Genomic DNA, 10,972 nt, shown 5'->3' on the forward strand with positions numbered 1-10,972 from the left:
AGGCCACCGGTTCGGCGATCTTCATGCTGGGCAACAGGCCGCGCTGGGGTTCCGGCAGCTTGGGGTCGGGGCCGCGAGCTTGAGTGCTGTCGGCTTCGCCACCGCAGGCGCTCAACAACATCGCCATGCTTAAAACGGTCAGCGTGCTGGAAGGCTTCATTGGGCACCTCCCGAGCGCAGGTTGGTCAGCCCGACCCACGTGGTCACGCAGGCCAGCAGGGTCACGACGGCAGACAGCACCAGGCCCGAAGGCATCACGGCCCAGGCATCCTTCGCATGTTCAAAGGCATTTACCAGGCCCAGCGCCCAGGTCACCAGCAACAGCAGGAAGTACGCCGTGGGGCGCCCGGCCTTGCGGTCGGCACGCAGCAGGTTGACCAGTGCAAACAACCCCGCCAGCCCGCAGAACAGCAGAGCGCCGGCGATCAGCCAGGCGGCGAAGTTGCTCCATTGGATCTGGTAGGTCTGGTAGTAGGCAATGTCGCTCAGCAGGGCGCCGAGAAACAGCGGGACGGCACCGGCCAGCAAGGTCGCGTGAAGCGGACCAGGCGTGCAGCGGTAGGTGAGGGTGGTGGTGTCGGTCACGGGCGGCTCCTTATCGTTGAGCGGCCCTGATGAGGCTCATCAGGGCCGCGCTGACTGCGCTTAAGGAAGGAGCGTGCTGCTTGCGCGTTAGTTCACCCGCTATTCGTTTCCAAATATGTTGCGTCAGTTGATGCGTGGATGTTGCTGCACCAGGTTTTCACGCTTGGCTTCCAGCTCGGCGATTTGCGCGTCGATATCTTCGATCTTCTGCTCGATATTGTCTTCGTGCTCCTGCAGCAGCTCCTTGGCTTCCTCGATATCCGACGCCGCCGGTGCCGCGCCGCGCAGGGGTTTGTTGGCGGTTTCCTTCATGGTCAGGGCGGTGAAAAGCCCCAGTACGGCGAATACCATCAGGTAATAGGCCGGCATGTACAGGTTGTTGGTGGTCTCCACCAGCCAGGCCATGGCGGTTGGCGTGAGGCCGGCAATCAGGATCGAGATGTTGAAGGCGCTGGCGAGCGCGCTGTAGCGGATGTGGGTAGGGAACATCGCCGGCAGGGTGGACGCCATCACGCCGATAAAGAAGTTGAGCACCACCGCAATGATCAGCAGCCCCGAGAAAATCAGCCCGAGCTTGCCGCTGTTGATCAGCATGAACGCCGGAATGGCGAGAAAGAACAGTGCGATGCTGCCGAACAGAATGAAGGGTTTGCGCCCGATCTTGTCGCTGACAAAGCCAATCATCGGCTGCACGAACAACATGCCGACCATGATCGCGATGATGATCAACACGCCGTGGTTTTCGCTGTAGTGCAGGTTGTGCGACAGGTAGCTCGGCATGTAGGTGAGCAGCATGTAGTACGTGACGTTGGTCACCACCACCACGCCGACACAGGTCATCAGGCTGCGCCAGTGCTTGGTGGCGACTTCCTTGAACGAGACTTTCGGGCCGCCCGCCAGGCCTTCGCGGTCACCTTGTTCGAGTTGCTCCACGTGCTGTTGAAAGGCCGGTGTTTCTTCCAGGGCATGACGCAAGTAGAGCCCGATCATGCCCAGCGGCAGGGCGAGGAAGAACGGCAGGCGCCAGCCCCAGGACTGGAAGGCATCTTCGCCGATCACCGCCGAAATCAGCACCACCACGCCCGCGCCGAGCACGAAGCCGGCGATGGAGCCGAAGTCCAGCCAACTGCCGAGGAAGCCGCGCTTGCGGTCCGGGGCGTATTCGGCGACGAAGATCGAGGCACCGGTGTACTCACCGCCCACCGAGAAGCCCTGGGCCATCTTGGCCAGCAGCAACAGGATCGGCGCCCAGATGCCGATCGAGTCATAGGAGGGGATCAGCCCGATGGCGAAGGTGCTCAAGGACATGATCACGATGGTCGCCGCCAGGACCTTTTGCCGGCCGTATTTGTCCCCCAGCCGGCCGAAGAACAGGCCGCCCAACGGGCGAATCAGGAACGGCACCGAGAAGGTCGCCAGGGCGGCGATCATCTGGACGCTGGGGGATGCCTCGGGGAAGAACACCTTGCCGAGTACATAGGCGACAAAGCCGTATACGCCGAAGTCGAACCATTCCATGGCATTGCCCAGCGCAGCGGCGGTGATCGCCTTGCGCATCTTGGCGTCGTCGACGATGGTGATGTCATCCAATCCAATGGGATTGACGGTTTTCTTGCGTGATTTCATGGGAATACTCAGCCGCAGGTCCATTTCGATGCCACTGTTTTGGTGGCATGCGCTTAATGGGTCAGATACATGCGGACACTGAATAATTCACCACTGGCTGGATTTTTTTGTTAACGGCCCGGCAAGGATTAACTGATCCGCTCGCCCCCCAGGGAATCACGCTGCATCGACTGCAGGTTTTTCTCGATGGTTTCGCAAAGGGCTTCCATCTGGATCTGGTGCTCGCTGTCGCGGAACGGGCTTTGCAAATCGGTGCCGATGCGTTCGATGGCCAGCAGCATGAAGCCCACCACCGTGGACGCCAGCGGGGTGAACCAGCCCAGGGATTCCACCAGGCCCACCGGCACGATCAGGCAGAACAGCGAGATGAACAGCCGCGGGAAATACACGTAAGGGTAGGGCAGCGGCGTATTGGCGATGCGCTCCATGCCGCCCTGGCTGTTGGACAAATCCACCAGGGTCGACTCCAACCGTGCCAGGCGAATGCTGTCCAGGCGCCCGGCCTTGTATTCCTGGGCCAGCAGGGCTGCGGAGCCGTTGATGATGTCGTTGGAAAAGTTATTGGTACTGGTGCTGCGGGCGAACTCGTTGGCCGGCAGGAAGGCGCGGATTTCTTCCGGGCAAGGCTGGCCCCGCAAGTGCGCCGCCAGGCAGTTCACATACGCCACGTGACGGCGCAGCAAGGTCGCCTTTATCGGGTTGACCTCATTGTCCGGGTCATCCAGCAGCGTCAGCACTTGCCGGGCGAAGCTGCGGGAATTGTTGACCATCGCCCCCCACAACGTGCGTGCCTCCCACCAGCGGTTGTAGGCGCTGCTGTTGCGGAAACTGATCAGCACCACCAGCGCCGAGCCGAGCAGGGTGAGCGGCATCAGCGGCAGGTTGATCTTGCTGTTGAGGAACAGCATGAAGTCCACGGTGACGGCGATATCCCAGAGCAGCAGCCAGAACAGCGCCCAGCCTACATAGCCCATGGTCTTGATGATCAGGCGGTATTTTTTGATGATGGCAGCTTTCAAACGGAAACCTCGCGGCGAGCGGTAAACATCAATGCCCTAGCTCGGACGGTGTTTACCGGGTAAAGGTTCGCCGGCGGGTCGGCTCTTCAGGCCTGGAATGTCAGGACAAAGCGGTTTTCGCCCTGGGGCTTGCCGTCCGGTGCGGGCTGGTCGGGCACGAAACCGCAGCGGGTCAGGACTTTTTGTGAGCCCACATTCTCGGGGTACACGTACGCCACCAGTTGGGTCAGTGCCCAGCGCGCCTGTGCCTCGCGGATCAGATGGTTCAGCGCCAGGGTTGCCAGCCCTTGCCCGCACGAGCGCTCACCCACGCGGTAGCCGACTTCGGCAGAGCCCTTTGGCGAGTCGATGCTTTTCAGGTTGGCGCGACCGACGATTTCGCCGTTGGCGTCTTCGATCACGAACGGGTGCCATGTGCCGGTGGCCAGGCCTGATAGATAACCGTCAATATGCTCGGCGACGCCCTGCATCGAGTAAAACGATGGATCGCGCGCCTCGATATGCGACTCGAACCAGTCACGGTTACGGGCTTCGAAGGCCAGCAATGCTTCAGTGTCCGTACTGCTCAGCTCGCGAACGCGAAATGACGTCATTGCTCGAATCTCCAGGGTTGTTCTGTCCATTTAGTCATGTTTTCGTCATAAAGGCGTGTGAAATTTGCCTGCCAAAAATATGAAATCATGGAGTTTTTCCGATGAGGGTAGTCACCTCCGGCTCGGCGTATCTGGACATCGATGCATACGCCTGCTGCATTGCGTATGCCGAGTTGTTGAATCGTCAGGGAATCGAGGCGCGTGCCGTCAGCAGTGCTCCACTGAATGCCAGCATCTCCAGGACCGTGCTCGGCTGGCTATCATCATTGGATGACTACCGACCCGGGCCCGGCGATGAGTTTGTGATGGTGGATATCTCGGACTTCCACCACTTCGACCCGGTGGTCGTGCTCGATCAGGTGGTGGAGGTGATTGACCATCACCCGGGGTTTGAAACCTATTGGGCGCAGAGGCTGGGAAGTGCCGCAGACATCCGTTTGATCGGTGCAGCAGCGACGCAGGTTTTCCTGCGTTGGGAAGCGGCCGGTTTGTTGCCGCTGATCAGTGAGCACAGTGCCGCGCTGCTGGCCACGGCAATCCTGGACAATACCCTGAATTTTACCGGGCAGTTGACATCCGCGGAGGATGTTCGGGCTTATGAAACCCTCGCGCTGCTGGCGAAACTCGCGGCAGACTGGCCTGAGCGGTATTTCTCCGAGTGCCAGGCCACTATCGAGTCAGACCTTGCAGGCGCGTTGGCGGGTGACCTGAAGTGGCTGAAAGCCGACAGCAACCTGCCGCAGGTTTTTGCGCAGATGACGGTGTGGGATGCCGGTGCGCTGATCCGAAAGCATCGCTCGACCATCGCTGATTGGCTGGCGGCGCAGGGGGAGGACTGGCTGGTGAATCTCATCAGTATCCGCGAGTGCAGAAGTTATTTCCTGGCTGAGCCCAAGGTCAGCCAGGAAAAACTGAGCCAGTTGCTTTCCATCGACTGGCAGGCCGGGATGGCGGTGCTGGATCGTTCGCTGTTGCGCAAGGAACTGGTAAGGCTGGCGGCCACTGATTGACGGCGCTCACCAAAGTGACGTTCCTCTTTGATGAACCCGCAATACAATGGCCAGGGTATTACCGAAAAGGAACGTCAGTTGAACGAACACACATTGTCCATGCGCCTTGAGCGCGTGGCGACGCACGTCCCCGCCGGGGCGCGCCTGGCGGATATCGGCTCCGACCACGCCTACCTGCCGGTGGCATTGATGCGCCGCGGCGCCATCGTGGCGGCGGTGGCGGGCGAGGTGGCCCTGACGCCGTTTCGCGCAGCCGAGCGCACGGTGCGCGAGAACGAGCTGGAGCAACACATCACCGTACGCCTGGCCAGTGGCCTGGCGGCGATCGAGCCGGGAGACGGGATCACCGCGATCAGCATTTGCGGCATGGGCGGCGAGACCATCCGCGACATCCTCGACAGCGACAAGGCGCGCCTCAACGGCCGGGAGCGCCTGCTGCTGCAGCCCAACGGCGGCGAGCAACCGTTGCGCCAATGGCTGATGGAGAACGGCTACCGCATCGTGTGCGAAGAGCTGCTGCGGGAGAACCGATTCTTCTACGAAATCATCGTTGCCGAGCACGCCGGGCCTGTGACCTATACCGCCGAAGAACTGTACTTCGGCCCGCTGCAAATGCAGGCCCGCAGCCCGGAATTCCTGCTCAAGTGGCAGCGCATCCTGCGCCACAAACAGCAGACCCTGAGCGACTTCGCCCAGGCGCGGCAAGCGGTGCCCGAGGACAAGGTGCAAGAGGTCGCCCAGCAGGCGCGGTGGATCGCAGAACTGCTGGCGTGAGGGTCAGCCTGCGAGGGTGTTCAGCTCTGCGAGTACCTCGCCCGAAAGATCCAGCTCGCCCACCGCGATGTTTTCCCGTAGATGGGTGACCGAGGACGTTCCCGGGATCAGCAGGATATTCGGGGAACGGCGCAGCAGCCATGCCAGGGCCAGTTGCATCGGGGTGACGCCGAGGCGCTGTGCAACGTTCGACAACACCGCTGACTGCACTGGCGAAAATCCGCCCAGCGGGAAGAATGGCACATAGGCGATGCCGTCCCGGGCCAATTCGTCGAGCATCGCGTTATCGTGTTGGTGGGCGATGTTGTACAGGTTCTGGACGCACACGAAGCGCACGATTTTTCGCGCCTCGGCGACCTGCGTCGGGGTAACGTTGCTGATGCCGATATGGCGTATCAGGCCCTGTTGTTGCAGCTCGGCAATGGCACTCAGGGGTTCCTCGATCGAGCCTTCGGCAGTGCCCATCACGCCGTGCATGGCCCGCACATTCACCACGTCCAGCACATCCAGGCCCAGGTTGCGCAGGTTGTCGTGCACGGCCTGGGTCAGCTCGGCCTTCGACGAAGCGTTGAACCAGGCGCCATCGTCGCCACGGCGGGCGCCTACCTTGGTGACGATCGTGAGATCGTCTTTATACGGGTGCAGTGCCTCACGAATAATCTGATTGGTGACATGCGGCCCGTAGAAGTCGCTGGTGTCGATATGGTTCACGCCGCAAGCGACGGCCTCGCGCAGTACGGCCAGCGCTGCATCACGGTCCTTGGGCGGGCCAAACACGCCTGGGCCGGCCAGTTGCATGGCGCCGTAGCCGATGCGGTTGACGGTGCGATCGCCGAGATTGAATGTGCTGGGGGTCATGGTCGGGGCTCTTGCTTGACGGGAGGAAGCCTATAATATGAAGGATCCTTCAGGTTTAGAATTCGCATTCCATGAGCCCTCTCAAAGCGTCGTTAAAGCCAAGAAAATCAGCGGTCCAGGCCCGGTCGGCGGCGACGGTGGAAGCGCTGCACACGGCAACCCTTCAGGTTTTGACCGCTCAGGGCCTGGTGCGCTGCACCACGACCCGCGTGGCCGAGCGGGCGGGCATGTCGGTGGGCAGTCTCTATCAGTACTATCCGAACCGCGATGCACTGCTTGCTGCGGTATTGGAGAAGCATCTGGTGCAGGTGGCCGAGACCGTCGAGCAGGCGTGCGATCAACACCAGGGCACCACGGTGGCGGAAATGGCATCGGGGTTTGTCACGGCTTTTCTCGCCGTGAAGCTGATGGACCCGACGGCGTCCAAAGCCCTGTATGCCATCGCAGGTGAGCGGGGCGGTGCGGAGCTTGTGGCGCGGATCAACAAGCGGGTGGTGGCCGCGATTGCAGCGATGTTGGCGACGGCGTCGGATGCCCGGTTTGAAGACCCATCCCTTACCGCCGCCATCTCGCTCAGCGCGGTGGTGGGACCGGTTCGGGCGTTGCTTGAAGGCAATGCATCTGCGGCCTTTGAAGCCGGCCTGGAACAGCAGGTGACCCGCATGCTGCGAGCTTATCTTCAAACCTATCAGTCACTTACGTAAACCGTGTTCAGGGTATTTTGCAGCGCTGCTTCGCACTAAAGTCACATCCATGGGTCCATAAGCCCCGCAATCGAACTTTGAAGATTTAACCCATGCACCTACGCAAAATTGCAGTTGGGCTGTCGGCCCTTGTTTTGCTCTCCACCGGGGCGCAAGCCCGTGGCCTGCTGGACCTCATCACACCGCCTCAATCCCATACCTCTCGCTCGGGCTCCATCAGTCAGGGCGCGGCCCTGGGTCTGTATTCAAGCCAACAGAAAAAGCCATCGTTCGACAGTTGCGCCGACCTGTTCCCGGCCGCACAACCGATCAACACGGCCACCGTGCCGGCCACCATGAAACCCCTGGCGCTGTGTTCCGATAATTTCGCGGTGCTGTACTCGCAAACCAGCAAGACCCCGCTGGTGGTGGTCGAACGCCTGAATGCCGGCCAGTTGAAGGATGCCAAAGGCGAAGAACGCACCAACCAGTTCTACCCCGATCCGCGTATTCCCAAGGGCGCGCGCGCCGAGTTGAGCGACTACCGTGGCCAACACCCGGCGGTGGACCGTGGCCATCAATCCCCGGCGGCGGATGCGCCGAGCACCAACGCCATGGCCCAGTCCTTTGCGCTGTCGAACATGGTCCCGCAAGACCCGACCAACAACCGCAAGATCTGGAGCAAGGTCGAGGCGGACGTGCGCAAGTTTGCCAAGCGCGCCGACGGCAATGTGTTCGTGTTCACCGGCCCGTTGTTTGACCCGGGCTACAGCACCATTGGCGACAACAAGGTCTGGGTGCCGACTCGCCTGTTCAAGCTGGTTTACGACGTGTCGTCCAAGCGCGCCTGGGCGTATGTACTGCCCAACGCTGAAACCCGTATCGAGAAGCCGATGGACTACGCGACGTTTGTGAAAACCACCGGGCTCAAGTTGCTCGGGAATTTGCCGGTGACGGGGTCAGTCGGGCGTACTTGACGGCCTGAAACCGGGTGCGTCACTTGCCCTTTTTCAACGTCTTCAAGCGCAACGTTGCGCGCTGCACAGCGGCCATCTTCTCTGGCCGCTTCATCTTTTTCCATTTGCGAATATCGTCCTTGGTGCGTCCACAACTCACGCACAGCTCACCACTGAGCTGGCAGGTTGAGACGCACGGGTTCTCGATATCTTTAGCCAAGGCTTTACCCCTTTACCGCATACAGTTTGAGCAGGCGCAGGCGCCAATTGCCGCCATGCTGCAGGTGGCATTCTTCCTCGGAGTCGAAGCGCACGTAGCGGTGCGAAGAAGGGCGATCCACCCCGGCATCCTCCAGCGCGGTGGCCGTCAGTTCGCGCATGCGCAGGTCCAGTCCGGTAGAAAGGGCCAGTTCCCGGTTCGCCCTGGTATCGAATACCCAGATGACCAGCAGGCTTTGGGCAAAGGCCTGGTAGTCGACTTCGTGGGTCAGCCAGTCGAAGCCGGTGATTTCGGCTTTCGCGATCTCACAGGCATCGGTCAGGGTCGCGACCAGGCGACGTTCGATGCGTGCGCTGTCGCGTTTGCTTGAAGACATGGGGATTCCTTGAGGAGCGAGGAGGGTGATGATACGCGAGAGATCCACTGTAGGAGCTGTCGAGCTTTAGCGAGGCTGCGATGGCGGACTGGCAGGCGACATCTTTATTGCCTGACAGGACCTCTTCGCAGCCTCGCTGAAGCTCGACAGCTCCTACGCAGGATTTTGTCGGATCGAGATGATCGTTCCCACGCTCTGCGTGGGAATGCCGCCTCGGACGCTCTGCGTCCAGCTGACGATGCAAGGTTCAAGTCCTGCGCAATGGTGACGCGGAGCGTCACAGGATGTATTCCCACGCAGAGCGTGGGAACGATCAACTGTGCGAGCCTGCGAAGATCAACTGTGGGAGCTGTGTTGCCCATCACATATTTTTAGGCCGATCCAGCTTGCGCGTCATGGTGTACACCGCCACGCCGGCGGCCAGGATGCCCGAGGCGGCGCCGACTGCCAGTGCCCAGCGTGGGCCCAGGTGGTCGGCAACCCAACCCACTATCGGTGCTCCAATCGGTGTGCCGCCAAGCGCCACGCCCACCCGCAAGGCGATCACTCGGCCGCGCATGGCGGGCTCGGTGGTGAGTTGCATCAGGCTGTTGGTGGTGTTGCTGAAGGTCAGCGCGCCCACGCCGATGATCACCAGCGCCCCGGCGAACAACCAATAGTTCGGGGCAATCGCCGCCAGCGTGCAGCCCACCCCGAACACCAGCGCGCCGATCAACAACGCCTTGAAGTGTGGTCGCTCGCGACCGGCTGCGAGCAGCGCCCCGGCAACGGTGCCGATGGCCAGGGTCGACGTCAGCAGGCCATAGCCGCGGGCATCGGCGTGGAACACGGTGACGGCCATGGTCGAGATGAAGATCGGAAAATTCATGCCGAAGGTGCCGATCAAGAACAGCATGATCAGGATCGCCATCAGGTCCGGCCGCGCCCACACATAGCGCAGGCCTTCAGTCAGGCTGCCCTTGGTGCGCAGCGCCCGCAGGCTGGTGTGCAGTCCGGAAACCCGCAGCAGAAACAGCGAGGCCAGCACCGCGAAAAAGCTCGCGCCATTGAGCAGGAACGCCCAGCCGGTGCCCACCGACGCGATGGTCACGCCGGCCACCGCCGGGCCAATCATGCGCGCCATGTTGAACGAGGTGGAATTGAGCGCGATGGCATTGGACAGGTCCGCTTCGCCCACCAGCTCCGCCACGAATATCTGCCGCACCGGCGCATCGAAGGCCGAGGCGCAGCCGGACAAAAACGCGAACACATACACGTGCCACAGCTGCACGATGCCGGTCAGGGTAAACACCCCCAGCATCAGCGCCAGCACGCCCATCACGCCCTGGGTGACCATCAGCAGCTTGCGCTTGTCGTAGTGATCGGCGGCGAAGCCGGTCCAGGGCAGCAACAGCAATTGCGGCCCGAACTGCAACGCCATGACGATGCCGACGGCCGACGCGTTATGCGGGGTGAGCTGGGTCAGCACCAGCCAATCCTGGGCCGTGCGTTGCATCCAGGTGCCGATATTCGACACCAGGGCGCCGGCGGCCCAAATGCGGTAGTTGACGCTGCGCAGCGAGCGGAAAATGCCCATCGAACTCACACCGGCCCTGAGGAATGACCACCGTTGAAGCGCCCGAAATGCTGCGCCAGGAATACACTCAGGGCCAAGGCCCCGAGCCCGAGGGCGAGCACATCAGCGGTGCTTTTGAGGTCGAAGTCCCCGACCCGGCAGACCAGCACGTAGCCGATCACCAGGTTGAGAAAACCCCAGAGCACATTCAGCGTCGAGGAGGACCGCCCCTGGCCGCGCGGCTTGGCAAACGGCGTTTGGAAGGACTGGCCCATCAAGCCACTGAGGCAATGGGGCAGCGCGTTGGCAAGCAATACGCCGCCGAAGAAATAAGACACCAGCTCATGCCATTGCATCGTCACGCCCCCCTTGTTGCAAGCAAGCCGATGATCTCTTGCGCGGTGCCGGTTTCCCCCAGCTTCGGGAATACCTGGTTCAGGCTGTAGTGATGGGCCTCGGCGTTCGCGTCGGTCATGGCATCGACGGCCAGGGTCACGTTGAAGCCGGCCTCGTAGGCCTGGCGCGCGGTGGACTCCACGCCGGTTCCGGTAGCAACGCCGGTGATCACCACTTGGGTCACGCCGCGTGCTTTGAGTTGCGCCTCAAGATCGGTGCTGGCGAAGGCGCCCCAGGTGCGTTTGGTCACCCCAATGTCGCCGGGTTGCTGATCGAGTTCGGGCAGCAGGTCGGCCCATCCCGGTGGAAATACATCGCTGC

General features: G+C 61.6%; 14 protein-coding genes and 1 pseudogene. 4 read left to right on the top strand and 11 right to left on the bottom strand.

Annotation, left to right across the window (positions count from 1 at the left end):
- The 5 genes and pseudogenes from HX846_RS08190 to HX846_RS08210 form a co-directional block, all read right to left on the bottom strand.
- A pseudogene (locus HX846_RS08190) lies at positions 1–160 on the bottom strand (sorbosone dehydrogenase family protein); the annotation flags it as partial.
- Entirely contained in the window at positions 157–585 is a 429-nt protein-coding gene (locus HX846_RS08195) for a DUF2231 domain-containing protein (RefSeq protein WP_178965233.1), read from the bottom strand. The gene HX846_RS08195 and the pseudogene HX846_RS08190, both read right to left, overlap by 4 nt.
- 123 nt (positions 586–708) lie before the next feature.
- Positions 709–2,211 carry a glycine betaine/L-proline transporter ProP gene (gene proP / locus HX846_RS08200; protein ID WP_003207926.1) on the bottom strand — a complete coding sequence of 501 codons (1,503 nt, stop codon included), beginning with the start codon at positions 2,209–2,211 and terminating at the stop codon, positions 709–711.
- 128 nt (positions 2,212–2,339) lie between these two features.
- Positions 2,340–3,230 (bottom strand): bestrophin family protein, encoded by an 891-nt coding sequence (locus HX846_RS08205; protein ID WP_008433288.1) that lies wholly within the window; start codon positions 3,228–3,230, stop codon positions 2,340–2,342.
- A gap of 86 nt (positions 3,231–3,316) precedes the next feature.
- Complete coding sequence (locus HX846_RS08210; RefSeq protein WP_178965234.1) at positions 3,317–3,823, bottom strand: GNAT family N-acetyltransferase; 507 nt, start codon at positions 3,821–3,823, stop codon at positions 3,317–3,319.
- A gap of 101 nt (positions 3,824–3,924) precedes the next feature.
- On the opposite strand from HX846_RS08210, the gene HX846_RS08215 reads away from it, so the two are divergent.
- Together HX846_RS08215 and HX846_RS08220 are read left to right on the top strand one after the other, a co-directional pair.
- A complete protein-coding gene (locus tag HX846_RS08215) occupies positions 3,925–4,833 on the top strand; it encodes a bifunctional oligoribonuclease/PAP phosphatase NrnA (protein WP_177067846.1) in 909 nt (302 codons plus the stop codon).
- A 78-nt stretch (positions 4,834–4,911) separates the two neighbouring features.
- Entirely contained in the window at positions 4,912–5,607 is a 696-nt protein-coding gene (locus HX846_RS08220) for a tRNA (adenine(22)-N(1))-methyltransferase TrmK (protein ID WP_102370233.1), read from the top strand.
- 3 nt (positions 5,608–5,610) lie between these two features.
- Here the strand turns inward: HX846_RS08220 and HX846_RS08225 are convergent, their stop codons facing one another.
- Complete coding sequence (locus HX846_RS08225; protein WP_102605057.1) at positions 5,611–6,465, bottom strand: aldo/keto reductase family oxidoreductase; 855 nt, start codon at positions 6,463–6,465, stop codon at positions 5,611–5,613.
- Positions 6,466–6,536: 71 nt separating this feature from the next.
- On the opposite strand from HX846_RS08225, the gene HX846_RS08230 reads away from it, so the two are divergent.
- Positions 6,537–7,169, top strand: coding sequence for a TetR/AcrR family transcriptional regulator (locus tag HX846_RS08230; RefSeq protein ID WP_023659027.1), 633 nt, complete (start codon positions 6,537–6,539; stop codon positions 7,167–7,169).
- Between the two features lie 92 nt (positions 7,170–7,261).
- Entirely contained in the window at positions 7,262–8,125 is an 864-nt protein-coding gene (locus HX846_RS08235; protein WP_003207938.1) for a DNA/RNA non-specific endonuclease, read from the top strand.
- A 19-nt stretch (positions 8,126–8,144) separates the two neighbouring features.
- On the opposite strand, the gene HX846_RS08240 is transcribed toward HX846_RS08235, so the two are convergent.
- The 5 genes from HX846_RS08240 to HX846_RS08260 all read right to left on the bottom strand — a co-directional run.
- Positions 8,145–8,324, bottom strand: a complete 180-nt coding sequence (locus tag HX846_RS08240) for a DUF1289 domain-containing protein (protein WP_003207939.1) — start codon at positions 8,322–8,324, stop codon at positions 8,145–8,147.
- A 4-nt stretch (positions 8,325–8,328) separates the two neighbouring features.
- On the bottom strand, positions 8,329–8,700 hold the full coding sequence (locus HX846_RS08245) for a hypothetical protein (RefSeq protein WP_008433303.1): 372 nt from the start codon (positions 8,698–8,700) through the stop codon (positions 8,329–8,331).
- Between the two features lie 361 nt (positions 8,701–9,061).
- The gene (locus HX846_RS08250) at positions 9,062–10,276 is read right to left on the bottom strand and encodes an MFS transporter (RefSeq protein WP_177123351.1); all 1,215 of its coding nucleotides are present in this window, start codon (positions 10,274–10,276) and stop codon (positions 9,062–9,064) included.
- A 5-nt stretch (positions 10,277–10,281) separates the two neighbouring features.
- Positions 10,282–10,611, bottom strand: coding sequence for a hypothetical protein (locus tag HX846_RS08255; protein ID WP_102368490.1), 330 nt, complete (start codon positions 10,609–10,611; stop codon positions 10,282–10,284).
- A gap of 2 nt (positions 10,612–10,613) precedes the next feature.
- Positions 10,614–10,972 (bottom strand): isochorismatase family protein (locus HX846_RS08260; protein WP_178965235.1); only part of this gene is annotated, 359 nt, incomplete at its 5' end.

It is taken from the genome of Pseudomonas sp. K5002 (genome assembly GCF_013386655.1).
GTDB lineage: Bacteria > Pseudomonadota > Gammaproteobacteria > Pseudomonadales > Pseudomonadaceae > Aquipseudomonas.